This window comes from Rothia uropygioeca (assembly GCF_004136585.1).
Lineage (GTDB): Bacteria > Actinomycetota > Actinomycetes > Actinomycetales > Micrococcaceae > Rothia.
Genome location: NZ_NOIR01000005.1, coordinates 196,890 through 223,468, shown reverse-complemented (window position 1 = coordinate 223,468; position 26,579 = coordinate 196,890). Strand labels below are relative to the sequence as shown.

The following is a 26,579-nucleotide window of genomic DNA, read 5'->3' as shown; positions in this document are numbered from 1 at the left end:
GTGTGGGAGAGTAGGTCGCCGCCGAAATATTTTTGTGGTGTGGTGCGGTGTGCATTGCTTGTCCTCTGTGTGGGGGTGGGTGGTGTGCATCGTGCTGCACCTTTTTTGTGTTTAATGTGTGGCCCCCCCTTTTTTTCTTTTTGTCAGGGTGGTCTTTCGTTTGGGTTTGTCCTGGCTGAATACTGAGGACTGAGCCTGCGGGTGCGGTCGTCGTTATGGGCGCATGTGACTTGTCTGTAGAACCATGATTTGTGGTTGACCTCGCACGAGTGATTATGTGGTGCCTGGCACAATGATGCGAGGAGGCTGCAGATGTCCGACCAGAAGTCAGGACTCGACCGGAGATCTAGTGGACCTCTATCGGGCGTTGTCATCGCGGATTTCTCGCGCGTCCTGGCCGGTCCGTATTGCACCATGCTTTTGGCCGACCTGGGTGCAACTGTCATCAAGATCGAAGGCCCCAACGGTGACGACACCCGTCAATGGCAACCGCCGGAACGGGACGGAGAGAGCACCTATTACCTCGGCGTCAATCGCGGAAAATACGGGTTGCAGCTGAACCTCAAGGACGAGGAAGATCTCAATACCGCCTACAGCCTCATCGAGGCGTCTGACGTGTTCATCGAGAACTACAAGCCAGGTGGCCTCGAAAAATTTGGGCTTGACGAAGAATCCGTCGCACGGCGGTGGCCCCGGCTCGTGCACGTCAGCATCACGGGGTTCGGTACCAAGGGTGGGGCGGCCCTTCCCGGTTATGACCTCCTGGCACAGGCGGTCTCAGGCATGATGGACCTCACGGGCTCTTCCGACGGGCCTCCGCAACGTATGGGCGTGGCCCTATTCGACGTCGTGACAGGATTGCACGCGGCCGTCGGCATTCTTGCGGCCCTCCACGAGCGCGAGCGTTCGGGAAAGGGACAGCACCTGGGGTTGGACCTGTTGTCTTCGGCCTTGTCGGGCCTCTCCAATCAAACGTCAGGCTTCGTGGCAGCCGGCAATGTTCCGCACCGAATGGGCAACGATCATCCCAGTCTGTTCCCCTACGGACCTTTTGCGACCCAAGACGGTCAACTCGTGATTTGCATCGGCAACGACGCCCAATTCCGCGTCCTCGCCCATGCGCTCGGACGGGACGAACTTGCCGACGACCCCCGTTATGCAACAATGCCCCAGCGCAATAGAAACCGGTCGGAGCTGAGAAGACTCATTGAGGATGTGCTCGCCGAGCAGACCAGCGATGTGTGGTTCCAGCAGCTGCGTCAGGCCGGTTTGCCGTGCTCGCCGATTCTCGACGTCGCAGGCGGTATCCGCTTCGCCGAGGAGCTGGGACTCTCGCCCGTAGTGGACGCGGGCACGGACGACGATGCCGTGCCCACGATCAAAAGCCCGATCGGTTTCAGCCGGACCGGACCGAGCTACGACAAGGCCCCGCCTCGATTGGACCAAGACCGAGACGCCGTTCTGGACTGGTTGGCCCGGCGTCAAGAAGCCAGTGATGTCGCTGGTAACCCGCAGACTTCAGCAGAATAAAGGAGCTTCGTCATGCCGAAACACCCTACCGATCTACTCAATATCGAATCCCAATTCAGCGATTCCGAACTCGAGGTGCGGGATCGCGTGGCCGACTTCGTCGACCGTCGGATCCGTCCCAACATTGCCGATTGGTTCGACCAAGCCGTTCTGCCGACCGAGTTGCTGCCTGAGATGGCTGAGCTCGGCCTGTTCGGGATGCATCTCAAGGGTTATGGCTGTGCTGGGCGTTCCGCTGTTGAATATGGCCTTGCCATGCAGGAAATGGAAGCCGGTGACGCAGGTCTGCGGACGGTCGTCTCCGTCCAGGGTTCACTTGCGATGTCGGCGATCTACAAGAATGGGTCGGAGGAGCAGAAACACAAGTGGTTGCCCAAGATGGCGTCGGGCGAGGTCATCGGCTGTTTTGGCTTGACGGAACCCACGGCGGGTTCGGACCCGGGGTCCATGCTGACCAACGCCCACAAAGAAGGCGACGAGTGGGTCCTCAACGGACACAAACGCTGGATCGGTTTGGCGACTATAGCCGGGGTTGCAATCGTGTGGGCGAAGGTTCCGGAAGAGGACTCGGGAACTTCCGGGCATGGGAAAGATGGTCAGGTTGTGCGCGGTTTCATCGTTCCGACCGACACCCCAGGATTCAATGCGGTTCCTATCACACAGAAGCTTTCAATGCGGGCATCTCTGCAATGCACGATCGACTTCGATAACGTTCGTCTTCCCGCGGATGCTATTCTGCCCGAGAATCCGGGGCTGCGCGGCCCCTTCGCGTGCCTGACCGAGGCGAGATACGGAATTATTTGGGGAGCCATGGGCTCCGCCCGGGACTCGGTCGAAGCCGCTCTGTCCTACTCGCAGGAACGGTTGCAGTTCGACCGCCCCCTGAGCTCCTATCAGCTCACGCAGAAAAAGCTCGTGGACATGTCGCTCGAGATCAGCAAGGGGCAATTGCTGGCCCTGAGAATCGGGCGGGCCAAGGACGAAGGGTCTTTGGAAAACCACATGATTTCTGTGGGAAAACTCAACAATGCACGGGCCGCGATCGAGATCTGCCGTGAAGCCAGGACCATCCTGGGAGGCAACGGGATCACGGGAGATTACCCGCCGCTCAGGCACGCCAACAACCTCGAATCGGTGCGTACCTATGAGGGGACGGACGAGGTGCACACCTTGATCCTGGGACAGAAGCTCACCGGCCAGAGCGCTTTCCGGTAGGCCTTGGAGGCGTACGTCATGCGCGAAGTCCGGCCATCCGATACGCTCAACACCGCTCAAGGTGCGTAAACTTTCCCTCAGGACCGCGAGGCGTCGGCGCTACGACGAACCGCCCGCACAACGCTAATAGAGGAGAACGAGCTTGGCTGAGGACGACCGCAGGGATTCATATCGCGGGGATAGCCGCAACCGGAACCGAGGGTCCGAGCGCGGCAGCTTTGATCGCAAGGGCGGCAACAACTATCGCGGTCGCGACGGCGGACGAGACGGTGACCGCGAACGTCGCTTCAACGATCGCAAGCCCTACGACCGCTCCGATCGGGACCCGCGCCGTCGAGATCAGGATCCTCGTGGCCGCTTCGAGCGGGACCAAAGGGATCAGAAACCGGCACGTGAGGGTTACCGCCCCGCCCGTCCCAAGGCCCCGGAAATCGATGAAGAAGTCACCGGGCGCGAACTCGACAAAGCCGTTCTCCGCGAACTGCACGTCCTTGAGAAGGACAACGCCGAAACCGTGGGCAAGCACTTGGTGATGGCAAGTCAGTACCTCGAGGTGGACCCCGAATTCGCTCTCGAACATGCGCAGGCCGCGGTTCGTCGCGGAGGGCGTGTGGCCGCGGTGCGTGAAGCCGCAGCGATCGCAGCCTACGTAGCGGAACAGTTCGACGTTGCGCTGCGCGAATTGCGGACTCACCGGCGCATGACCGGATCCAACGAGCACATCGCATTGATTGTCGACGCCGAGCGCGCTCTGGGCCGGATCGACAAAGCGCTCGAAACATCGCAGGACCCCAGCCTGACGGACCTGACGGGGGCGCAGAAGGCGGAACTGGCCATGGTTGTCTCCGGAATCTATCGGGACAAGGGCGAGCTGCAGAAGGCCAAGGCCGCCCTCGAGATTCCCGAGCTCAACCGCAAGAAAGCTTTTTCCTACAGCCCCCGCCTGTTCAGCGCATACGCCGACCTTCTGGAGGAGATGGGGCAGGCCAAGGAAGCCAACTCGTGGGCCCGTCTGGCCACCATCGCCGAAGCGGCCTTGGGCCAAGGCCAGTTCGAAGAACCCGAAATCTACGAGATTGAGGTCCTGCCGGACGAAGAACCCGCTGCGCAAGATCCTCGCTCGGATGAGGAAGGCGTTGACCTGGCCGAAGCCATGATCGAGCAGAACGAGACCTCGGCACCGGGCCCCAGCGACGAGTTGTCCTCCCCGGACCACGAGGAACTGACCCCCGCGGGTGGGCCCAACCGCGATCCGGAGGCGGTGGAAGAGGTCAGAGACGAATCCGTTGAGGACGGGGACGTCGTCGAGGAAGACGTGACCGGACAGGACCCGGAGACCGAAGCCGTTCAGGAACGCCGAGGAGAGGATGACTAGCCTGTCCATGAGTGCACTGATTTCCAGTTTTGACGCCATCCTGTCCGACTTGGACGGTGTGGTCTATGCCGGCCCCCATCCGATCGACGGCGCTGTGGATTCCCTTAACCGCGCTGAGACCGAGGGGGTGTCCGTCGCCTACGTGACCAACAATGCGTCTCGCTCCGTCGAGGCCGTGGCCGAACATCTGAACTCGCTCGGGTTAACGACCGATGGCGAACACGTGGTGAGTTCGGCTCAGTCGGCGGCCCAGTTGGCCGTTGATCAATTGCCCGACGGAGCCACCGTAGGTATCTGTGGTTCCGAGGCTCTGGCCGAGTGCGCGCGGACTGCGGGGCTGAAAGTCGTTGGGTTGGACGAGTCGCCCCAGGCTGTCCTGCAGGGTTTCGACCCCGGCCTCGGATGGCAAGACCTCGCGAATGCCGCTTATGCGTTGGCTTCTGACGAGGTTCTGTGGATTGTGTCCAATACGGACATGACGATTCCGAAGGAGCGTGGGATTGCACCAGGCAACGGGACTTTGGTTCACGCTGTTTCCGTGGCCACTCGTCGGGAGCCTTTCGTCGCAGGCAAGCCGGGGGCGAAGATTTTCCAAACTATCGTCGATCGGCTGGGAGTCGAGCGACCCGTCGTGGTCGGGGACCGGCTGGATACGGATATTTTCGGGGCCCACCAGGCAGGGTTGCCCAGCATTGCGGTGATGACCGGAGTCCAAAGCATGGAAGACCTGGTCAACGCCCGTACCGCGGAGCGGCCTACCTATGTGCTGAGCAACCTTCGTGAACTGTTCGAGGAATACCGCAACCCCCAGATCGAGGTACGAGGCCACAGCGCGGTCGCCGTGATCGACGACGTCGCACGTGCCGTCGCGGAGGGGGCGACCCTGCGTATCGAGACGACCGCGGGTTCAACTCAGCTCCTTGCCTGGCGAACCGCCATGGCCGCGTGGTGGACCGCGCACCCGGACGAGGCAACCGCAACCCGCGCGGAGATCCAGTGGGCATGAGCGAGTGGACCGAGCAGACGAACCCGGAGAACCCCGAAGGGACGGATTCCGACCCTCACGATTCCGTAGGGGAGCAGGAGCGCGAATCCGGGGCCGATCAACGAAGCGCAGAGAGACTCGAGCAGCAGACCGCCTCCCTTGATGCATTCGCTCGGAACGGGACCCCGGAAAACCTGGGGGCGATCCTGGATGCGCTCGACGATGCCCCGGCAGAGGAACACGCCGTGATCTTCGATCGGTTGCACAATGAACTCCGGCGACTCCTCGATCAGGACCCGTCGGCCTTGCCGCAGGGTTTGGTCGACAATTTTTCCGCTCGGGATTCCGATACGGAAGAAGACGACGCCTCGGAAAAGTTCGCGTGAGACTGGATCGCCAGCTCGTTGACCGGGGAGACGCACACTCGCGCACGGTGGCCGCGAGGTTGATCGCAGAGGGACGGGTTTCGGTCAACGGAACGGTCGTCGTCAAAGCTTCGCACGACGTCCGGCCCGAAGATGAAGTCCTCGTGGCCCTGGGCGCCGGCCCTCAATACGTGAGCCGTGCCGGGCACAAACTGGCCGGTGCGCTCGCGGCGTTTCCAAGCATCGTTGTCCAGGGACGTCGGTGTCTTGATGCGGGTGCTTCGACCGGCGGATTCACGCAGGTCCTGTTGGAAGCGGGCGCGAGCCACGTAGCCGCGGTCGACGTAGGGCACGGCCAGCTGAATCCGCTCATTCGGGATGACCCGCGGGTGGAGCCCATCGAAGGCCTGAACGTCCGGAATTTGCGGCCCGAGCACATCGGAGGTCAAGTCGATCTGACCGTGGGTGATCTCTCTTTCATCTCATTGACCCTGGTCATCCAGCCATTGGCCGATGCAACCGTTTGGGGCGGTGAATTGATCCTGATGGTCAAACCGCAATTCGAGGTCGGCAAATCGAAACTCGGCAAAGGCGGTGTCGTCCGCAACGACACGGATCGTGCGGCCGCGATCCAGAAAGTGCGTGACTGCGCGCTCGAAGCGGGGTTGGATATTGCCGGTGAGCAGCCCTCGCAATTGCCCGGCCAGGACGGCAACCGCGAATATTTCTTGCATCTGAGGAAGCCAGCCTTGGGGGAGAAGGCCCGGGGAGTCTCTGGGACGAATCTGAGTGCTGGGGCCGATATGAGCTTAAAGTGTCAGGTCCGTCGCCTAATGTAGAACTACGGATTCTCCCACGAGAGCCATACCCGTCTCGATCGGAAGGCACACAATATATGAGTCGCAAGATCCTCTTATTCGCGCACACAGGCCGCGCGGAAGCCACCGCCGCAGCGACTCAGGCATGTGTTCGGCTCAGGGAGGCGGGTCTGATACCGGTGATGAGCCGCAGGGACCTGGAAATCCTTCGGGGGACCGAGGCCGAATCCGTGGGGGTCCAGGTCATCAATGAGAACGTCGCCCTCGATGACATCGAGCTCGGCGTGGTTCTGGGCGGAGACGGTTCCATTCTGCGCGCCGCAGAAATCATTCGGCACACGAATATCCCACTGATTGGCGTGAACCTGGGACACGTTGGTTTTCTGGCGGAATCCGAGCGCAGCGACCTCGATGAGGCCGTGGACCACATTGTCAACAGGACCTATACGGTTGAAGAACGCATGGCGATCGACGTCCTGGTGTGGAGCCGAGGCCAGGTTCTGACCCATACCTGGGCCCTCAACGAAGCCTCGATCGAAAAGGGCAACCGCGAGAAAATGGTTGAGGTGGTGATCGAAGTCGACGGTCGTCCCTTGAGCACCTTCGGGTGTGACGGTGTCGTGCTGGCCACTCCCACGGGCTCGACAGCGTACGCGTTCTCCGGAGGCGGACCGATCGTCTGGCCCGAGGTCGAGGCCATGCTGATGGTTCCTTTGAGCGCCCATGCCCTGTTCGCTCGGCCGCTCGTGACGGCTCCTTCATCGACCATGGCCGTGGAACTCTTGCCGACCAACGGACATTTCGGGGTCCTGTGGTGTGACGGCCGTCGCACGACCGAGCTTCCTCCGGGATCCCGGATCGAGGTCCGTCGTTCGGAGAAGCCCGTTCGGCTGGCCCGGATTCACCCGGCACCGTTCTCGGAACGTTTGGTCAAGAAATTCGATCTTCCGACCCGCGGTTGGCGGGGACCGGTACGGCGTCACGGCACATACCCCGAGCAGGAGGAGGCTCAAGGATCATGATCGAAGAGATTCACATTCGCGATCTGGGCGTCATTACCGATGCGACCTTGCCCCTGGGCCCGGGCCTGACGGTTCTGACCGGCGAGACCGGCGCAGGCAAGACCATGGTCGTCACGGCCCTCGGCATGCTACTGGGCGCGCGCTCCGACGCCGCAGCGGTACGCTCGGGAGCCAAATCAGCGTTGTCCCAGGCCGTCGTGAGACTTCCGGTCGGACACGCGGCGCTCGCCCTCACCGAGGACGCGGGGGGAGAGGCCCACACCATCGAGGCGGATGCGTTCGCCGACAAATTGCCTCACGAACTAATCCTTTCCCGGACGGTCAATGCCTCAGGTCGTTCTCGGGCGACCATTGGAGGGGCCGCCGCGCCGATCGGGGTGTTGTCCCGTGTGGGCGAGACCTTGGTGGCCGTACACGGTCAGACGGACCAGTTACGTCTTCGATCTGCCGAGGCACAACGCACCGCGCTGGATTCCTACGCCGGGCCCAAACTTGCCGAGGCTCTCGAGACGTATCGTTCGAATTACGAGGAGTACCGGTCCTCGGCGCGAGAGCTCCGGGAGGTCAGGGAAAATGCTCGTGCTCGAGCCTTCGAGGCGCAAAGTCTGAGTCAGGCTCTCAAGGAGATCGACAGCGTCAAACCCCGGCCCGGGGAAGAAGAAGCCCTCGACGCGGAATCTGCCAGGCTGACCAACGTCGAGCAACTGCGGACCGCCGCCGAGACTGCTCAATCCGCTCTGGTCGGCGGACACGATGCTGACCTCGAAGCTGTCACGGTCTCCGTCCTTTTGGACTCCGCTCATCGAGCGCTGGCCCAGGAGGCGGACGAGGATGCGGCCCTCGCGGCCTTGACCAAAAGAGTCCGTGAACTCATGATTCAGGCCGCGGACATCGGCGAAGAGCTTTCGGGGTATCTATCGGACCTGAACGCCGAGGGCCCGGGGCGACTGGGAGAGGTAGAGTCGAGGCGCTCCGCGCTGAAGAAGCTGACCCGCAAGTATGGGGCCGACATCGCAGAGGTTCTTCAGTGGGCCGAGACCAACAGGGCACGTTTGGAACAGCTGACCGATGATCCCGCGCGCTCGGAGGCCCTAGAGGAGAAGCTCAGGACCCTCCGCCGGGATATGGAGCAGCAGTCGCTCGAACTCATGGAATTGAGACGGGGTGCGGCCAAGAAACTGGCCAAGGCGGTCTCTTCCGAGCTGAAAGCTTTGGCCATGCCGAACGCGTCCCTCGTCGTGGAGGTTTCCGAGGCGGAGAAATTCGGCCCCGACGGCAAAGACGTCATCGCCTTCAAGCTGGCTCCTCATGAAGGTGCCAGCCCCAGGCCGCTCGGTAAGGGAGCTTCAGGCGGCGAGCTTTCTCGTGTGATGCTCGCTCTCGAGGTCGTCCTGGCCGAGGTCGACCCCGTCCCGACTTTCATTTTCGACGAGGTCGACGCCGGCGTTGGTGGCAAAGCGGCGGTGGAGATCGGAAAGCGGCTCTCGCACCTTGCTCAACACGTTCAAGTCTTGGTGGTCACGCACTTGCCGCAGGTTGCGGCCTATGCGGATCGTCACGTACTCGTCCTGAAATCCAAAGACTCAACTGTGAGTGAAGTCAACGTGCTGAATGCTGAAGAGCGGACCATCGAGTTGGCTCGTATGCTGGCCGGCCACGAGGATTCGGAGGCGGCGAGGGCTCATGCGAAGGAACTTCTGCAGGACGCCGAGCAGCTGTCATAACCCAAACCCGCTCATGCGCAGGCGGCCGGCGGACAAGATTCCACGGTTCGCGGCGACCCTCTCGTGATAGGCTTGAATTCCGTGGTGAACGATACTCAGACATCCCCGGCAACTTCCCAAAACGACGAAAAAATAACCCGCCAGATCTTCGTGACGGGCGGTGTCGCATCGTCCTTGGGAAAGGGCCTGACGGCATCAAGCCTTGGTCGCCTCCTGCGGTCCCGTGGTCTTTCCGTGACCATGCAGAAACTGGATCCTTATCTCAACGTGGATCCGGGAACCATGAATCCCTTCCAGCACGGCGAGGTCTTCGTCACCGACGATGGCGCCGAGACGGACTTGGACATTGGGCATTATGAGCGGTTCCTCGACGAAAACCTGGACGCTTCCGCCAACGTGACCACGGGTCAGGTCTACTCGACCGTGATTGCCAAGGAGCGCCGCGGCGAATACCTTGGGGACACGGTTCAGGTCATCCCTCACATCACGGATGAGATCAAATCTCGTATGCGGCGCCGAGCCACGGGTACGCCCGAGGCTCCCGACGTCATCATCACTGAGATCGGTGGCACCGTCGGCGACATCGAATCCCAGCCCTTCCTCGAAGCGGCCCGTCAGGTACGCAGGGACGTCGGACGCAAGAACGTTTTCTTCCTGCACGTTTCTTTGATCCCGTACATCGGGCCCTCGGGGGAGCTCAAGACAAAGCCGACCCAACATTCGGTTGCGGCGCTGCGCGGACTGGGCATCATTCCCGACGCTCTGGTGCTGCGTTGCGTCCAGGACATCCCGGAGCCGCTCAAGGCCAAGGTCGGCGGCGCGTGCGACGTCGATACCGAGGCCGTGATTTCGTGCCCGGACGCACCGAGTATCTATGACATCCCCAAAACCCTGTTCAACCAGGGTTTGGATTCTTACGTTCTCGATTACCTCGGTCTGGAGTGCGCCGAAGCCGATTTCGAGGAGTGGGACAAGCTCCTGAAGGTCGTTCACGAGCCGACCCACGAGGTCACGATCGGTCTTGTCGGAAAATACATCGACCTCCCGGACGCCTACCTTTCGGTATCCGAGGCTTTGCGAGCGGGCGGTTTTGCCAATGACGCCAAGGTCAAACTCAAGTGGATCGCTTCGGATCTGTGCTCGCAGCCCGAAGGGGCGGCCCACCAGTTGGGAGACGTCGACGCGATCTGCGTTCCCGGAGGCTTCGGGATTCGAGGTTTGGAAGGCAAACTCGGTGCACTGAAGTATGCCCGGGAAAATTCAATCCCCGCGCTGGGTCTTTGCCTCGGGCTACAGTGCATGGTCATTGAGTACGCGCGGAATGTGGTCGGGCTCGAGGACGCTTCCTCAACGGAATTCGATCCGGAAACGTCGACGCCGATCATCGCGACCATGGAAGAACAGAAGCAGTTCGTCGAGGGTGCCGGAGACCTGGGTGGCACGATGCGTCTGGGTCTCTACCCGGCCAAGTTGGTTGAGGGTTCGGTCACGGCCGGAGCATATGCGGCAACCGAGGTCGAGGAGCGCCACCGCCACCGGTACGAGGTCAACAATGCTTATCGCGAAGACCTCGAGAAAGCCGGCCTGGTCATTTCCGGCACGAGCCCGGACGGGCGTCTGGTCGAGTTCGTTGAGCTTCCCGCTTCCGAACATCCGTTTTATGTCTCGACGCAGGCCCACCCCGAGCTGCTTTCTCGTCCGACGCGTTCCCACCCGCTGTTCAGGGGGCTCGTTGCGGCGGCCCTCGAACGAACCAAGTAGGCCGGCCCGCAAAAGCAAAGAACCGCCGTCTCCCGGGCACGGGATGACGGCGGTCCTTCCTCGTGCAGTTTCAGGCTTGGTTGAGGGCCGCGAACTGTTCCACGTCCACGATGCGGTCACAGAACTCAGCGACCGTAGGGTCATGGGTTGCGATAACGGCACACGACCCCTGGTCTGTCAGCCGACGGATGCACCTCAAGATCACGTGTCCGTTCGCCGAGTCCAGGGAGCCTGTGGGCTCATCCGCAAGGATCAGCGAAGGCCTCTTGACCAGGACCGCTGCCAGAGCAACCCTCTGCTGTTCGCCCCCGGACAGGCGGTAGATTTTCTCCTCCTCCCGACCTTTCAAGCCAACATCGCTGAGCGCCTGTGCGATCGTTTCCTTGTCAGGCCGTCGTTTCCGCGGTAGGGCCCGGAGAGGATCCCAAATATTCCGCTGCACGGTCTCGGTCTCTACGAGGGCGAAATTCTGGAATAAGTATCCGAGGTGATCCCTCCGGAACCGGCGGCGGACTGCTGCCGACGCGGGGTAGACCACATCGCCACTGATGGTGAGGCTGCCCGCGTTGAGACGCGATAGGGCTCCGAGACAGTTCAGTAGCGATGTTTTCCCCGACCCGGATCTGCCGACGACTGCAACGATCTCACCGGATTCGGCAGAGAAGTTGAGGTCGCTCCAAATGGTGTGGCCTCCGACGGTGAAGCGTCCAGAGTCTAAGCGGAGATACGAATTCACTGAATTCTCCCTTGTTCTTGGATGACGCGGCGGGCGAAGTAGCTGATGGCGCCGCAGGACAGGGCAAAGAGCATGGAACCCCACAGGCACCCTGCGAATGTCATGAACCTGATGTAGGAATCGTTGGTCGCCGAAGACATCCTGACAAGAACCATCGGATCCTCGGCACGCATGATGAGGGCCCCGGTGAATACGGGTACCGAGCACCACGCGAGCGACTCGGCGATCAGAGCCGTTCTTGCCGCAGAGAACCGTCGCCAACCCGAAAGTTCACGACGCAGCAGGCGATCCTTTCGCGCCGTGCAATAGGCAGCGGCGAAAGCGATACAAGCAAATGCGGCCACGGCCGAATAGACCAGAATCGCGAAACCCGTAAGGTTCAGCTGGGAAAGCGATACTGTGAGCCCATGGGATTGCAGCGCCTGTCCGGGAAGGACCGAGGCAACATAGTGATCCGCTGGGGAAGAATGCAAACGGGGAATCGCCTCGTCCCCATTCAACAGTAAGAGACCCCCTCCGGTGGCCCATGAATACAGAGTATTCGGACTTTTAATCAGTACCTCATCCGGGATATACACCACAATGGGATTTTTAACGAATTGCTCGGTGATACTTTGCACATCTCCATAGGTGAAAACGTCTCCAACCTCCCCCGCGGGCAGAACCCTCGCGTTTTCGACCGAATTTTCAGGGACTCCAACGGGGAGCAAAGACGTTGTAGCCAAATAGCGGGGGTCTATTCCTTCCGGGACGAATGCCAAAATGGTTTCATTGCCGTTTCTTTTACCGGATTCGATTTGTTCCGAGATCCCCTGAATAGTGTGATGTCTCAAGTATTCAGAGTTGATGTAATGGATGGGAACGCTCGATTTCGGAATTCCATTCTCGTCCATATCCTGCTGATACACGTCGGCCTGGCTGACAATCAGGTTCGAGCGGGAGGCTTCTGAGGCCAACCATGTTCCTATGGACTCTTCCGATCCGCCTCCAGATGTCGAACCGGTCACGGGGATAAAGGCGGCGTGGGGGGTCTTGTCCCACTCGTTGTGAGCCCGGACATGCGATGTCACGAGCCCGTAGTCAGTGAACCATGCGCTGACCGATCCGATGACCAAGAAAATGCACGATACCTGGAGAAGAAACAACAGCGTGTAAATCAACCGTGTGGGCTTTCTTCCTTTGAGTGCCTCGGGCACCGGTAAAAGAGAAAGCAGAGCGAGAGCGAGGAGTCGCGATGCGATGATGCCGGTCAGGTAGACAGCCATAAGCGCGGCACTCACGGCAAGATAGATGTCGAATGAGGCGAGCTCGTTGTAGAACCAGAGTGCAATGCCGGCGGCGCCAAAGACGCCGAGGGCGCCCACCCCGCACGGAAGGACCCCGTCGCGAATATCTTGAATGACTATGTGCCACACGGGCCATCCCGCGAGTCTGAATCGAGCATTCTTCTTGGACTGGGCGATTGATGCCGCGAAAGTTGTACAGAATACCGCGACCAAGGACGATAAGAGTGCAAGAGTCAAGGGCGAGAGCCCGTAGACCCTGACAATATTCGACGGCGAATACAGCGCGAATTGGGTGATCGTGTACTCGGGTCTTTGCAAGGAGTCGGCCAGCCCTCGGATCGAGGCGCGGTCGCCGAAAAGCAAATAGTATGCGCGCGGATCCTCTGCCCGGGACTTCCACTCCGTCACGTCGACTCGGTAGTCAGGGTTGAAAGAACGGTACCCATCCTCGAGTAGCCGGCGCGAGGAATCATCCGGGTTGGTGACGAGTAGCTGCAGTTCCGCCCCGCTGACGGGCGACCGACGGTTGTCCTGGACCTTGGCAATATTCAGGTGCCTAATCCGGGCTTCTTCCTCGAGTTTTTGCGAAAGCTCAGGATCGGATTTCGGAGTCGAGGCCGCGGTGTCGCCGAGGTTCGTTGCGATCCACAGGACTTGATTCGACCGGATCGGGGAATCTGTCTCAATGCTCCACAACGCGGCGAAAGCGAAAATCGCGGCCATGAGCGGGACGGAAAGAAACACGAAGAATTTTCTCGGAAAATTCATGTTAGCGAAAACCGGGGCCAGAGAACGCATGATGTTCAGCAATGGTCGTAGTAGGCCTTATTGCCTCCCCAAAACTTGCGTTTTGCTGAGGCCTTGGCCCACACGCCTTTGGGTGCGGTCTTGTGGTCCCTCCACTGCCCCACGGCCGTAGCGCCGTGACAACGGCTGGCGTGGAAATAATCCGACCACACGTGGTGAATGTCGACTCCGTTCTCCCATTTCCCGCCCCCTGCCCACTGCCACGCGCTTGCCTGCGTGAGCGATCCGACGGTAATGAGAAGGGCCGCGCCGATTGAGCATAGGGTTTGTTTCACAATGGGACACCTTTCATATGTAATATCAAAGCGGCGGCATGATTGTAATACATGACACGGCATCGCCGATGACACTTTTCTGGCGAGTGTACGGAAAGTTGTTTCGGAAATAATTACATAAACTATTCTTTTGCGTTAAATCCCCAGGTCAGCAAAAGGTTTTCTCCTGCCCCCGGTGGTGTCCCTCGGAAGGCAACTCCGGGGCGCCCTCGCTCCGGCGGTAGCCTTGGGGCATGACTGCATCCCACGACGAGACCAAGACCCCTAACCTTTCGACCATCGGGCTGCCTCAGGACAGGGTCAATCCGCGCAAGCTCATTTCCCGCGAGACCGCATTCGAGGGCCAGATCTTCGACGTCGTCCGCGAGAGATTCGCACTCACCGAAGGCGGCCACGAGCTCGTCCGCGATTACATGCGGCACCCCGGCGCCGTCGCGATTGCCGCCCTCAACGAGGACAACGAAATCCTCTTGATCAACCAGTACCGCCAGCCGGTGGAAATGAACATGTGGGAGATCCCCGCGGGCCTCCTCGACGTCGAGGGCGAATCTCCTTTCGCCGCGGCCCAGCGCGAGCTCGCGGAAGAGACCGACCTCAAAGCATCGACCTGGCACACTCTTGCCGAATTCAACAATTCGCCGGGATGTTCCACCGAAGCGAACCGTATTTTCCTAGCCCGCGGAATCGACGACGTCGCGGAAAAGGACCTGACCGAGCGCACAGACGAGGAGGCAGAGATCGTGAAGAGATGGTTTCCCATAGAAGAAGCCGCCAGCGCCGTACTGTCCACTGGTCTGCACTCACCGACGGCCAATATCGCAATCCTCGCGGCCTGGGCGAGTATTCAACGCGACCACGCCGATCTGCGTGACCCGGAAGAGCCCTGGCCGGCACACAAAAACCTGCGTGAGTCGAATTCCGGTGAGTGAGCAGGAACTCCCAACGGGCCTCGATCGTCCCGTCCGTCGCTATCTCCAACATCTCACCGTGGAACGCGGGCTGTCAGACAACACGCTGACCTCGTACCGCCGTGACCTCGACCGGTACCTGAGCTTCCTCGTCAGTCAGCGGCACGTGAGGGAACCTCGTGACATCACCACGGAGGACGTGCGGGATTACGTCCAATACCTGGCCCGCCCCAAGACCGACGGCGGATGCGGTCTTTCGACCCGCAGCGTTGCACGTGGCGTCGTCTCGGCCAGGGGCATGCACAAATTCTGGTTAATCGAGGGCCTTGCGGAGCACGACCCCGCCGATACCGTCACACCGCCCAGTGCAGGGGAGCGCCTTCCCAAGGCATTGCCGGTCGAAACCGTGACCAGAATACTTGAGGCCCCCGACCGGGAAACGCCTGCTGGGCTTCGCGACGCCGCACTCCTGGAATTCCTGTACTCGACGGGCGCACGAATCTCGGAGAGCATCGGCGTCGACCGGGACGACCTGTCCTCAGATTTCGGCCCGGACGGCCGCGATGTCCGGAGGGATCCGAACGGCGACCCTGTGGCGGGCGGCGTCGTGCGCTTGCTCGGCAAAGGGGGAAAAGAGCGTCTTGTGCCGGTGGGCTCCTACGCGCACGAGGCCATATCCGCTTACCTTGTGCGAGCCCGTCCGCTCTTTGCTTCCAAAGGAAAGGGCACTCCCGCGCTCTTCCTCAACGCGCGCGGAGGGCGCCTGACCAGGCAAGGAGCCTGGCTCGTTCTCAAGAAGGCCGCCGAACGTGCACATATCACCGCCGAGCTGTCCCCTCACACGCTTCGGCACTCCTTCGCGACGCACCTGATCGAAGGCGGCGCGGACATTCGGGTAGTCCAAGAGTTGCTCGGCCACTCATCGCTGACCACCACGCAGATATATACCAAGGTCACCGCCGACACCCTCCGCGAGGTATTCCTCACGAGCCATCCGCGCGCACTCGGCTAGGGGCTACGCCAAACGGCCTCTAGGCGAGTGAGATCGCTCAGGGGCCGTTGCTGCCGTCGGTACTTCAGCGGGAGAGCGGAACGGACGCCTCATCCGAGGCCACCCGGAAGGCGAAGGACTCTTTCAGGTACAGATTGACGTTCTCCGAATCGTGAGAGTCATAACCGATCGACAGGTCGACTCCCAGGTGCAGTTCGAAGTCTCCGCCGCGCTCGCTGAGCACGAGTGCTCCATTCAGAGCGGGAGCCCAGATGATTTTGCCCTCGTCCTTGAGCACGCGCTGAATGTGTTCGAGGATTGGGTAACCGTGGTCCGTTGTCTCGGAAATTTTGGTGTACAGCTCAGCGGAAACGACCAGGGTGTACGGGCCTTCGACGCCGACCAATCGCAACCTCGTCAAGGCCTGCGCAACCGCTTCGGGGAACTCCCGGACTTCGTCAGGAATTGAGATCGATTCGTTGGAACTGGAATCGACCAGGCCCGTCATCCCCAAGGAATCGTTGCCGTGGAACACCACGGTATCCTCGGCCGCGGCAACCGTGGTCGCGGCGTCCTTGACCGGCTGCCAGTCGGAATCGACGGAGCCACGGAGGACGTCGTCGACCGCGGAACGCGTGACCGTGAACGGAACCTTGACCTCGAGAACGGGAATGATCTCCCGGCTGACGGTCTGGGCCCCGGGAACAATGTCACGGCTGTGCTTGAGATGCCCCGTCCCAAGCGAAGAAAACTCGGCTCCTTTAGCCTCGGGCATGTCGACGACGCGGCGGCCGGCGATATTGCGTTTGAACGTGCGGGCGGCCTCTTCCTCGATTTCGGCCCAGGCCGCCGAGGAGACGGGTGCGAGTTCGCGGTGAAGATTGTTGACGGTCATGACTTCTCCTTCCAGCACCGGTTCCTTCCGGTGCAGCACCCGCCCTTCGGCAGGCGTTCGAGGGTGCGATGAGGTGGTCAGTCTTTGAGGCTCCCGATATTCAGGCTCGCGGGTGCGTTGTCTTCCGAAAATTCAGTGCCGGATTCAGGGGCGGGCTCCTCGACGTAGTCCTGCTGTTCCTCGCCAGCCGCTTCGGCGAGGGAATCTATCTCGTCGAGCAGGTCGATGCTCGGAATGAAGAACAAAGCGCCCGTCTCGGCGGTGGAGAAGTCGAGGATTCTGTCGTAGTTTCCGGGAGGGTCACCGAGAAACATATTCTGCAGCATCTGCTCCGTCACAGCCGGGTCCTTGGCATAGCCAATGAAATAGGTCCCCATGTTCCCGCTGGTGAAATCCCCGAACGCCATATTGAATCGGAGAATGTCCAGGTCGTTGCCGTCCTCGTCGCTCACATCGTTCAAAGCCAGGTGGGAGTTGGTGGGCTTGACGTCGTCCGAGAACTCGACGTCGTCCGATTTGGTGCGCCCGATGACCCGTTCCTGTTCTTCGACGCTGATCGAATTCCAGGCCTGCAAGTCGTGCAGGTACTTCTGGACGTGGACGTAACTTCCGCCGTTGAACTGGGGGTCGTCGTCGATGAGGACCGCGTCGTACGCGTCTCGGCCTTCCGGGTTTTCGGTGCCGTCTACGAATCCCAGCAGATCCCGCTCATCGAAGTACTTGAAGGACTGGACCTCGTCTTCGATCACGGTGTGATTCCCCAACCGATTCATGAGTAGCCGAGCTAGTTCGAAGCACATATCCGGTGTCGCTCCACGAATATGGAACAAGAGATCACCGGGTGTGGAGGGCGCCTGATGCGGGTCACCGTCGAGCGCTTCGAAAGGATGAAGATGCGCGGGTCTGGAAGCACCGGGGAAAAGACGATCCCAAGCGCGCGATCCGATACCGACGACGTTGAGAAGATCCTTGTCCGGATACCGGAAACCTACCGATCTTGTCAGCCCGGAAATCTCAGGTAGAAGGTCCCGTACGGCGTCTTCCGAGCCGCGATTGATGGTCAGGGTCAGAAAGATCGCGGTTTTGGGCGGCCGGGCGACGATTTTCTGGGTCACCATGAACGGATCACTCTCCTCACTGTGTGTGCCCTCACTCTAAACCCGTTGGGGTCGAACCCTCGATCAAAACCCCGCCTGACCTTGATCAACGCCCAGTCCGCGGGCGGTCGACGATGCAATAAGCCGCGGTGCGCACGCAAGACACGAAGATCTCGCATGCGCGCCACGGCTCTCTTCACACCCGGTCGTGCGGTTCAGCCCATCACTTCTCGACGTGGCGTTCGTTCGGGCCGTTGTAATTGGACAGCGGGCGAATCAACGAGTTGTCGGCCAGCTGTTCCATCACATGTGCCGTCCAGCCTGTCATGCGAGCCGCCACGAAAAGTGGGGTGAAGGTCTGGGTATCAAAACCCATGAGGTGGTAGGTCGGCCCAGCCGGGTAGTCAAGATTGGGTTTGATGCCTTTGGCCTCGTCCATGGAGTGGGCGAGACCGTTGTACAAGCCGAGCATTTCCTCTCGACCGAAGTACTTGATCATGTCGGTCATGGCGTCCTGCATCGTGGGAACGCGAGAATCGCCGTTCTTGTACACGCGGTGGCCGAATCCCATGACCTTCTTCTTCTGGGCCAGTGCGTCGTCCATCCATTCCTTCGCGCGCTTCTCGGCGTCCTCTTCGGACTCGTCCTTGCGAATGCCGATCTCGTCGAAGGTGTGCATGACCGCCTCGTTCGCACCGCCGTGCAACGGTCCCTTGAGGGCGCCGATCGCTCCGGTGATGGCCGAGTGGAGGTCGGACAGCGACGAGGCGATCGTCCGCGCGGTGAACGTCGAGCAATTGAACGAGTGCTCGGCGTACAAGACCATGGATACCTGGAACGCCTTCTTGACTTCCGCGGCGGGGACTTCGCCGAAGGTCATGTAAAGGAAGTTGTCACAGTAATCCAGGTCTGCGCGCGGCGCGATGAGCTCTTCTCCGCGTCGGCGCCGCTGATCGTATGCGACGACGGCTGGCATGACGGCGAAAAGCTTTTTCGACTTCTCAAGATTGGCTTCCTTGGAATCCTCTTCCGAGACAGGATCCTGTGCGCCCATCACGGACACCGCGGTGCGGCAGACGTCCATGGGATGACAATTCGTGGGCAGTGCGTCTATCACGGCTTTGAGCTCGGGGGAGAGCTCCCGGTGGGAGGTTTCGAATTTCTTGAATTCCTCGAGCTCTTCGGCGCCCGGCAACTCTCCGGTCCACAGGAGCAGAGCAACCTCTTCGAAAGAGCATTTCTCGGCAAGTTCCTGCACCGGGTAGCCCCGGTACAAGAGCGAATTGGAATCCGGGTTGACCTTGGAAATCGCGGTTACGTCCGCGACGACGCCGGCCAGACCCTTCTTGATGTCGTCCTGAGTGGTCATGTGATTCTCCTTCGAATCGGATCGCCTGTGATGTGCAGGTGCGTTACGGCTACTGGAACCGTTCAGGCACCTCGAAATTGAAAATGCCAGTGTCGAATGTGTTGTAGGCCTCATAGTCGACCAGATCGTAGAGCCGTTGTCTGGTCAGCATCTCATCGACGGAAGCCTCTTGGGTACCATGACGGTCGATATCCTCGAGGACCCGCTCCATCGCGCCCAAAGAACTGCGGAGCAGCGTCACGGGGTAAATGATCAGATCGACACCCGCATTGCCGAGTTCTTCCGTCGTATACAACTTGGACTTGCCGAACTCCGTCATATTCGCCAGGACCGGTACGTCCACGGCGTTCCGCACGGCCTCAAATTCGCCAAGGTCCTTCATGGCTTCAGGGAAGATCGCGTCCGCACCGGCGTTGACGAGAGCTTTCATACGATCGATCGCAGCATCCAGACCTTCCACCCCGCGAAGATCGGTTCTGGCCATGATCAGGAAGTTCTCATCCCGGCGTGCTTCCGCGGCGGCACGAATGCGCTTGACCGCGGTGTCCTCGTCGACGATGTTCTTGTTGTCGAGGTGCCCGCATCGCTTGGGGTTGAACTGGTCCTCGATGTGGCAACCCGCCAGGCCCGCGTCCTCGAGTTCCTGGACTGTCCGAGCGACGTTCATGGGTTCTCCAAAGCCGGTATCGGCGTCGACGATGGCCGGCAGATTGGTCATGCGAGCGATCTGGCCCGCCCGATGGGCAACCTCGCTGAGGGTCGTCAGCCCGATATCCGGGAAGCCCAGCTCATTGGCGAGAACCGCTCCGGAAATGTAGACGCCGTCGAAGCCCTTTTCTTCGATCAATCTGGCCGAGATCGGGGTGTAAGCACCGGGAAATTGCTTGATGGTTCCGCCGTTGCGCGGGCCCTCCGCCAAGGTCTTGCGCAGGTTGACGCGTTTCTGGGCGGCAGTGGTTGAGGGGTACAACATTCAGAACAGTCCTTTCGAACCGGTTTTGAGATCCACGGAAGCGGTGACGTTCAGGGCGTCCAAATCTCCGGCGTCGAGACTCGAGAGGTTTTCCGCGGCTTGAATGAAGCGGTCGAGCTCGGCGTCCGTGACTGAACCTTCCGCGAGTGCCCGCAGTTTGCCGATGTATTGTTCGCGGGCGAAGGGGCGGGCACCCAGTGGGTGGGCATCGGCGACGGCGATCTCTTCGGTCAGTACGGTTCCGTCAGTCAACGTGATCTCGGCGCGGCCGCCGAAGGCCTTCTCTTCCGGATCCAGCGAGTGATAGCGGCGCGTCCACTCCTGGTCTTCTTCCGTGGTGACTTTGTTCCACAGAGCGACGGTCTCTCGACGGCCGGCACGCTCGGAATCGTAGGAACGGTTGTGGTCCCATTCGCCGTCCTGGAGGGCCACCGTGAAGATGTAGGGGATCGAATGGTCCAGGGTCTCGCGGGAAGCCTTCGGATCGTATTTCTGGGGGTCGTTGGCCCCCGAACCGATCACGTAATGCGTGTGGTGCGAGGTGTGCAGAACGATCGATTGGACCCTCTCCGGATCTGCGATCTCGGGATGCTCTCGGTGCAGCTTACGAGCCATGTCGATCCACGCCTGGGCCTGGTACTCGGCCGAATGTTCTTTGGTGTAGGAGTCCAGAATCGCACGCTTCGCCTCGCCCCGTTCGGGAAGGGGGACTTCGTAGGAAGCATCCGGACCGTCGAGCAACCAGGCGATGACACCGTCTTCGCCCTCGTAGATCGGTACGGGCGAGGTCTGTCCGCGCATCGCACGGTCCACCGACTCGACGGCCATCTTCCCGGCGAAGGCCGGGGCGTGGGACTTCCACGTCGAAATCTCGCCCTTGCGCGACTGCCGGGTCGCAGTCGTCGTATGAAGGGCCTGTCCGACAGCCTGGAAGATCGTTTCCGTATCCAGCCCCAGCAGCGTTCCGATTCCGGCCGCGGCAGACGGACCCAGGTGGGCCACGTGGTCGATCTTGTGCTTGTGCAGACAGATTGCCTTGGTCAGGTCGATTTGGATTTCGTAACCGGTCGCGATACCTCGAATAAGGTCGCTGCCGGAACGATTGGCGTGCTGGGCCACCGCGAGGATAGGGGGAATGTTGTCACCGGGGTGAGAATATTCTGCCGCCAAGAACGTGTCGTGATAATCCAGCTCGCGCACGGCTACACCATTAGCCCAGGCCGCCCATTCGGGGGAGACCTTGGACCGAGAAGGATCGATTCCGTAGATCGTTGACCCGGAGCCGTTGGGACCGGGTCGATGGGTCAGCGCCTGGTCACGAGCGGCGATGATAGGACCCCGGTTTAGCGATGCGATAGCCACCGAGGCGTTGTCGAGGATTCGGTTGATGACCATGTCCTCGACCTCGGGGTCGATCGCCACCGGATCGGAAGCGACGCTCGCGATCTTGTGGGCCAGTTGATCCTCACGGGCCAAATTCTCTTCGCTTCGGTATACACGGACGTGTTGGTTGACGGTCACGAAAATGTCCTCTCTCTTCCTCGGTCTAGGTCTTGTGTTGGGTTTCGGTTCAGGCGGCGCTGTCGCGTTCGCCCTCTTGTTCGGGCACCGCGTCGAGGATTGCCTTCAACGCGTTGGACAGGTGGACACGGATTGCGGCCTGGGCCAGTTCTACATCGCCCGCGGCGATGGCGCGTGCGATGGCAGCGTGTTCGTGGGCGGCGGCCATGAGGCGGCCTTCGTTGCCCTTCGACAATTTCCGTACGCGTCCCAGATGGGTGCGCAGTTGTCTTTGGGCTTGGGCAAGGTACGTGTTCTGCGCGGCCCTGTCTATCTCGGCGTCCATCTCCTCGACGAGGAGATAGTAAGAGCTGCGGTCGGCGTCGTCGTCGACGAGGAATACAGCGGCTTCCTCGAGGCGATATGCGAGCGCATCGAAGGTCCCTGGATCGCCTTTAACGGCAGCGAGGGCTGCGGCTCGCGTTTCCAGTGCGGTCCGTAGCTCGAACATCGCGCGGACGTTGGTCACGGACACCGGTGTGACAATGACGCCCCGTCCGGGACCGGGTTCGACCAGGCCGTCGGACATCAGCCGGGAAAAGGCCTCGCGGACGGGCGTGCGGGAGACCCCCAGACGCTCGGCCTGCTCGACCTCATTCAGGGTGGTCCCCGGTTCCAGATGCCATTCGATGATGTCGGTGCGCAGGAATTGATACGCCCGTTCGGAAGCCCTCATGAACTCATCTCCCTGACCAGTGACTGGTTGACCTCTTCCCTCAATGTATACAGAACCAGGTGGTTAGGTGCAATATTCGAGAAGTTTCCGCATAATTTTTCGAGATTTCCAGGATTTTGTATACATAAGCTTGTCATGTGTGAGTCAGGACACTATGTTGGTGGCAATGTTCCGCGACTCGTGGGGTGACCCCGGGGTGCTGAACTCTCAACTGCAACGGAGCAAACGTGAGGAAACCGGTGAGATGAGCACGACCTACCGTGAAACCTTCGAACAAAGCGTTGAACAGCCCGAAGAATTCTGGCTTGAAGCGGCCAGGGGTATCGACTGGGTGACCACTCCGACTCGTGCCCTCGACGAGTCCCGGCCTCCGATCTATCGGTGGTTCCCCGATGGTGAACTCAACACGTGTTTCAACGCCGTGGACCGCCACGTTGACGCGGGCCGAGGAAATCAGGTCGCTATCCGCTACGACTCGCCCGTCGCGGATGCGCAACAAGACATCACCTACGGCGATTTGTTGGAACGCGTCAGCAATTTCGCGGGAGCGCTGACCGCCAGAGGCGTTTCCAAAGGCGACAGGGTTCTGCTGTACCTGCCCATGATCCCGGAATCGCTCGTCGCCATGCTCGCCTGTGCTCGGATCGGTGCAGTCCATTCCGTGGTTTTCGGTGGATTCGCTCCCGCAGAACTCGCCACGCGCATCGACGACTGCGAGCCCAAAGCCATCGTGACGACGAGCGGCGGAGTCGAGCCGAAACGTCGCGTCGAGTACATACCTGCGGTCGAGGAGGCCTTGGATCTCGCTGAGCATTGTGTGGGGACGGTGATCGTCAAGAAACGCGAGGGCTTCGAAACGTCGGTTCAGGACGCAGGTCAACGTGCCGAGGAATCCAAAGGCAGCCAGCCGACATGGGTCGACTGGGACGAGGCGGTCAGGGCGGCCGATCCCACTGATTGCGTGACCGTCACGGCGACCGACCCGTTGTACATCCTCTACACCTCGGGAACCACTGGTTCGCCGAAAGGGGTCGTCCGGGACAACGGCTCCCACGCCGTGGCCCTCCGGTGGTCCATGCAGAACATTTACGACGTCGGCCCGGGGGAAGTCATGTTCACGGCCTCCGACGTCGGATGGGTCGTGGGCCATTCCTATATTGTCTACGCGCCGTTGCTCACGGGGGCGACCACGGTCCTCTACGAAGGGAAACCGATAGGGACCCCGGATGCGGGGGCGTTCTGGCGCGTCGTGGAAGAATCGGGCGCCAAGGTGCTGTTCACCGCTCCGACGGCTATTCGAGCGATCCGGAAAGCGGATCCCGCGGGCGAATTGGCCGACAACTACGACCTTTCATCCCTGGAAACTCTGTTCGTAGCAGGCGAGAGGCTCGACCCGGAAACGTACCGGTGGGCGAGCGAACTGCTCGGCATCCCGGTCGTCGACAACTGGTGGCAGACCGAAACCGGTTGGCCGATCGCAGCGAATCCTCGCGGCCTGGAACCACTGCCCCTCAAGTCGGGCTCACCGAGCGTTCCGGTCCCGGGCTACAACATTGCCGTGCTTGACCCGGCCGGCGAACCCGTGGAAGCCGGAGTCGAAGGCAATATCGCCTTGCGCTTGCCTCTGCCTCCGGGCACTCTGCCGACCCTCTGGGGCGACGACGACCGTTTCATCTCCTCTTACCTGACGGCTTTCGACGGATACTACGCGACCGGTGACTCGGGATACCTCGACGAAGACGGCTACGTCTTCGTGATGGGAAGAACCGACGACGTCATCAACGTTTCCGGACACAGGCTCTCGACCGGGGCCATGGAGCAGGTCCTCGGAGCGCATCCGGCAGTCGCCGAATGTGCCGTGATCGGCGTCGCAGATCCCCTCAAGGGGCAAAGACCGTCCGGTTACGTGGTCCTCAAACAGGGCGAGGACATTTCCGAGGAAGAACTCGCCCGAGAGTTGGTCGGCATGGTCCGGACCAAGATCGGTGCGGTCGCGGACTTTAAAGAAGTTCGGGTGGTCGAGGCTCTGCCGAAGACACGCTCCGGGAAGATCCTTCGCAAGACCATGCGGCAGATCGCGGACCAGGAGGACTACAAGGTTCCGTCGACTATCGAGGACATGGCAGTTCTGGACGACCTCCGCGGAATCCTGACCCACGAGGGCTCGGGCAACTGACGTACCCTCCGCATCAACCGCGCCACGTGTACTCCAGTTCAGGGCGCCCCGGAGTGCCGTGGCGCGGTCTGCGTTCGACCTGACGCGCCGTGTGCAGATATTCCAGGTATCTCCGGGCCGTGACGCGAGAAAGGGTCATACGGTCGGCGATCTCCCGGGCAGAGAACGTGGATCCACTCTCCGACAGGGTGTGCACGATCTCCTCCAGAGTTTCTTTGGATAAGCCTTTGGGCAGGTCCGGGACCTGGTCCTGGCCCCGATGGAAGATCCGATCAATGGCCTCCTGATCGAGCTCACCGCTTTCCGGGACCCGATTGCGGTATGCCGCGTAAGCATCCAGCTTCTTTCCGAGCTGGTCCAAGGTGAAAGGTTTGACGAGGTACCCGAAGGCTCCATGGAGGGAAGCGATGCGCAGACTCGTCGCCTCCCGATCGGCAGTCACCATGATGACGTCGACCGGTAGGCCCTCCGCACGCAGAAACTTGGCCACTTCATGGCCTGAACGATCCGGCAGGTTGATGTCCAGGAGCACCAGATCGAGCGGAACGCTGTTCGAGAACGATGACTTGATTGCGGCAATCGCGCCCTGGGCGTTATATGCAGTTGCCGAGACGTCGAATCCTGGCCTCGACCTGATGTACTGGGCGTGAGCCGAAGCGGTGACCTCTTCGTCGTCGACGACGATCACATGGAGACTCATAGGTGACTTCCGTTCCGTGTGTTGGGGATATGGACGGTGAATACGGCTCCCGCATCGTTCATGGCCCTGATGCTCCCTCCGTGGCGGACCAGAGTGTCCTGCACGAGAGCGAGCCCGACGCCCCGGCCCTCGGGTCCTGACGGTTTGGTGCTGTAGCCCCATTCGAAGACCGAATTCTCGGTTCCTGCCCTCAGCCCGGGCCCAGAGTCGGCGACGACGATCTCCCAGCCGTCGTCGGTCTCGGACATGTCGATCTCGACTTCGCGGGGTCCGGGCATAGGCCCAACCGAGTCCATGGCGTTGTCGATCAGGTTGCTCACGACCGAGACGAGCTCGATCTCGCTCAGAGGAACCTTCGCCCAGTCTCCTGCAACCCGGGTAGTCAGATCGATGCGGCGCTCGCCGGCCTCTGACTTCTTGCCGGCCAGGAGAGCGGTGACGGCCGGCAGCTGATCGTAGCTGCCCCACTGGTACGCCTTGTGCTCGGAGGACTTGAGGTCTTCCCGAGCGAATTTCCGGGCCTCGTCGATTCGTTCGAGATCGAGCAGAGAAAGAACGGTGTGCATTCGATTTCGGTGTTCATGATTCTGGGTTCGGAGGAGTGCAGCCATGGAACGTGTTGCTTCGGATTTGAGGATGTCGTCCCGGCTGTAGCCGAGAGTCGCACGGTTCAGGTACCTGTAGAGCATCAGTGTGGTGATGGTGGTTGCGACGAGCAAGAGGCCCGCGATCAGGGCGACGGCCGGCAAACCGTTGTGCGCGACCTCGGAAATCTCACTGACAGTGACTCCGGTCGAGACCAAACCGATGATCTCGCCCTGACCGTTTCGAACCGGAGTGATGGTTCGCATGGACACGCCCAAGCTGCCTTCTTCCTCGACGGTCATGGTCTCGCCGTGTTGGGCGCGGGAGATGTCACCCATGTAGTGCTCCCCAATCAATCCGTCGTTGGGGTGGGTGAAGCGAATTCCATCCGGGGACATGATCGTGATGAAACTGACCGACGAGTTGGTCAGAATATCTCTCACATACGGCTGAAGGTGCTCCGTCGGTGTTCCGGATTGGATCTGTTCGACGACGAATGGATCGCGGGCGAGGGTTGCACTTTCCGCGCGGGTGATTTCCGAGGCCTGGTCCCGGGCGGCGTCCTGAATCTGCCAGTACAACAAGGCACCCACGACGGTGCAGACAACCAGCACTATCGCCATTTGGGTCAGGAGGAAGATCCGTGCAATGGCCCAGGAAGATTTTACGCCCGAGACGACGCCAGGCCCGCGGGGCATCGACCGCGATCCCAGCCCGGGATCTTTCGCAGACACAACTTCTCCTTAGCGC

Annotated in this window: 23 protein-coding genes; 12 read left to right on the top strand and 11 right to left on the bottom strand. The window is 60.8% G+C overall.

The window, feature by feature from the left end; genetic code table 11:
• Positions 1–312: 312 nt before the first annotated feature.
• The 9 genes from EWR20_RS12595 to EWR20_RS12555 all read left to right on the top strand — a co-directional run bounded on the left by EWR20_RS12595 (position 313) and on the right by EWR20_RS12555 (position 10,795).
• Positions 313–1,530 (top strand): CaiB/BaiF CoA transferase family protein, encoded by a 1,218-nt coding sequence (locus EWR20_RS12595; protein ID WP_129361028.1) that lies wholly within the window; start codon positions 313–315, stop codon positions 1,528–1,530.
• A 12-nt stretch (positions 1,531–1,542) separates the two neighbouring features.
• Complete coding sequence (locus EWR20_RS12590) at positions 1,543–2,745, top strand: acyl-CoA dehydrogenase family protein (RefSeq protein ID WP_129361027.1); 1,203 nt, start codon at positions 1,543–1,545, stop codon at positions 2,743–2,745.
• Between the two features lie 142 nt (positions 2,746–2,887).
• The gene (locus tag EWR20_RS12585) at positions 2,888–4,120 is read left to right on the top strand and encodes a hypothetical protein (RefSeq protein WP_129361026.1); all 1,233 of its coding nucleotides are present in this window, start codon (positions 2,888–2,890) and stop codon (positions 4,118–4,120) included.
• A complete protein-coding gene (locus tag EWR20_RS12580; protein ID WP_366150747.1) occupies positions 4,113–5,126 on the top strand; it encodes an HAD-IIA family hydrolase in 1,014 nt (337 codons plus the stop codon). The genes EWR20_RS12585 and EWR20_RS12580 overlap by 8 nt, the downstream gene beginning before the upstream one ends.
• Positions 5,123–5,491 (top strand): hypothetical protein, encoded by a 369-nt coding sequence (locus EWR20_RS12575; protein WP_129361025.1) that lies wholly within the window; start codon positions 5,123–5,125, stop codon positions 5,489–5,491. Before EWR20_RS12580 ends, EWR20_RS12575 begins: the two co-directional genes overlap by 4 nt.
• A complete protein-coding gene (locus EWR20_RS12570) occupies positions 5,488–6,309 on the top strand; it encodes a TlyA family RNA methyltransferase (protein ID WP_129361024.1) in 822 nt (273 codons plus the stop codon). Before EWR20_RS12575 ends, EWR20_RS12570 begins: the two co-directional genes overlap by 4 nt.
• 56 nt (positions 6,310–6,365) lie before the next feature.
• Positions 6,366–7,310 (top strand): NAD kinase, encoded by a 945-nt coding sequence (locus EWR20_RS12565; RefSeq protein ID WP_129361023.1) that lies wholly within the window; start codon positions 6,366–6,368, stop codon positions 7,308–7,310.
• The gene (recN, locus tag EWR20_RS12560; RefSeq protein WP_129361022.1) at positions 7,307–9,034 is read left to right on the top strand and encodes a DNA repair protein RecN; all 1,728 of its coding nucleotides are present in this window, start codon (positions 7,307–7,309) and stop codon (positions 9,032–9,034) included. The genes EWR20_RS12565 and recN overlap by 4 nt, the downstream gene beginning before the upstream one ends.
• Positions 9,035–9,097: 63 nt before the next feature.
• Complete coding sequence (locus EWR20_RS12555; RefSeq protein ID WP_129361021.1) at positions 9,098–10,795, top strand: CTP synthase; 1,698 nt, start codon at positions 9,098–9,100, stop codon at positions 10,793–10,795.
• A gap of 70 nt (positions 10,796–10,865) precedes the next feature.
• On the opposite strand, the gene EWR20_RS12550 is transcribed toward EWR20_RS12555, so the two are convergent.
• The 3 genes from EWR20_RS12550 to EWR20_RS12540 are packed head-to-tail and all read right to left on the bottom strand — an operon-like array spanning position 10,866 to position 13,899.
• Positions 10,866–11,531, bottom strand: a complete 666-nt coding sequence (locus EWR20_RS12550; RefSeq protein WP_129361020.1) for an ABC transporter ATP-binding protein — start codon at positions 11,529–11,531, stop codon at positions 10,866–10,868.
• Entirely contained in the window at positions 11,528–13,561 is a 2,034-nt protein-coding gene (locus EWR20_RS12545) for a hypothetical protein (protein WP_129361019.1), read from the bottom strand. Before EWR20_RS12545 ends, EWR20_RS12550 begins: the two co-directional genes overlap by 4 nt.
• Positions 13,562–13,620: 59 nt before the next feature.
• Positions 13,621–13,899: a lactococcin 972 family bacteriocin gene (locus EWR20_RS12540; protein ID WP_165001046.1), complete on the bottom strand. Its 279-nt coding sequence runs from the start codon at positions 13,897–13,899 to the stop codon at positions 13,621–13,623.
• Between the two features lie 233 nt (positions 13,900–14,132).
• Between EWR20_RS12540 and EWR20_RS12535 the strand changes: the two genes are divergently transcribed.
• A complete protein-coding gene (locus EWR20_RS12535; protein ID WP_129361017.1) occupies positions 14,133–14,828 on the top strand; it encodes an NUDIX domain-containing protein in 696 nt (231 codons plus the stop codon).
• Positions 14,806–15,819 (top strand): site-specific tyrosine recombinase XerD, encoded by a 1,014-nt coding sequence (locus EWR20_RS12530; protein ID WP_304999909.1) that lies wholly within the window; start codon positions 14,806–14,808, stop codon positions 15,817–15,819. The genes EWR20_RS12535 and EWR20_RS12530 overlap by 23 nt, the downstream gene beginning before the upstream one ends.
• A gap of 64 nt (positions 15,820–15,883) precedes the next feature.
• On the opposite strand, the gene EWR20_RS12525 is transcribed toward EWR20_RS12530, so the two are convergent.
• From EWR20_RS12525 to EWR20_RS12500, 6 genes are all read right to left on the bottom strand, one after another.
• Positions 15,884–16,693, bottom strand: a complete 810-nt coding sequence (locus tag EWR20_RS12525) for a family 1 encapsulin nanocompartment shell protein (protein ID WP_129361015.1) — start codon at positions 16,691–16,693, stop codon at positions 15,884–15,886.
• Between the two features lie 77 nt (positions 16,694–16,770).
• The gene (locus tag EWR20_RS12520; protein WP_129361014.1) at positions 16,771–17,811 is read right to left on the bottom strand and encodes a Dyp-type peroxidase; all 1,041 of its coding nucleotides are present in this window, start codon (positions 17,809–17,811) and stop codon (positions 16,771–16,773) included.
• A gap of 202 nt (positions 17,812–18,013) precedes the next feature.
• A complete protein-coding gene (locus EWR20_RS12515) occupies positions 18,014–19,159 on the bottom strand; it encodes a bifunctional 2-methylcitrate synthase/citrate synthase (protein ID WP_129361013.1) in 1,146 nt (381 codons plus the stop codon).
• Positions 19,160–19,208: 49 nt separating this feature from the next.
• Positions 19,209–20,132 (bottom strand): methylisocitrate lyase, encoded by a 924-nt coding sequence (gene prpB, locus EWR20_RS12510; protein WP_129361012.1) that lies wholly within the window; start codon positions 20,130–20,132, stop codon positions 19,209–19,211.
• Complete coding sequence (locus tag EWR20_RS12505; protein WP_129361011.1) at positions 20,133–21,653, bottom strand: MmgE/PrpD family protein; 1,521 nt, start codon at positions 21,651–21,653, stop codon at positions 20,133–20,135.
• 49 nt (positions 21,654–21,702) lie between these two features.
• The gene (locus tag EWR20_RS12500; RefSeq protein ID WP_129361010.1) at positions 21,703–22,368 is read right to left on the bottom strand and encodes a GntR family transcriptional regulator; all 666 of its coding nucleotides are present in this window, start codon (positions 22,366–22,368) and stop codon (positions 21,703–21,705) included.
• 244 nt (positions 22,369–22,612) lie between these two features.
• Between EWR20_RS12500 and EWR20_RS12495 the strand changes: the two genes are divergently transcribed.
• Positions 22,613–24,544, top strand: a complete 1,932-nt coding sequence (locus tag EWR20_RS12495) for a propionyl-CoA synthetase (RefSeq protein ID WP_129361044.1) — start codon at positions 22,613–22,615, stop codon at positions 24,542–24,544.
• A gap of 13 nt (positions 24,545–24,557) precedes the next feature.
• Here the strand turns inward: EWR20_RS12495 and EWR20_RS12490 are convergent, their stop codons facing one another.
• Both EWR20_RS12490 and EWR20_RS12485 read right to left on the bottom strand, forming a co-directional pair.
• Positions 24,558–25,244, bottom strand: a complete 687-nt coding sequence (locus EWR20_RS12490) for a response regulator (protein ID WP_129361009.1) — start codon at positions 25,242–25,244, stop codon at positions 24,558–24,560.
• A complete protein-coding gene (locus tag EWR20_RS12485; protein WP_129361008.1) occupies positions 25,241–26,563 on the bottom strand; it encodes a sensor histidine kinase in 1,323 nt (440 codons plus the stop codon). Before EWR20_RS12485 ends, EWR20_RS12490 begins: the two co-directional genes overlap by 4 nt.
• Between the last annotated feature and the right edge of the window lie 16 nt (positions 26,564–26,579).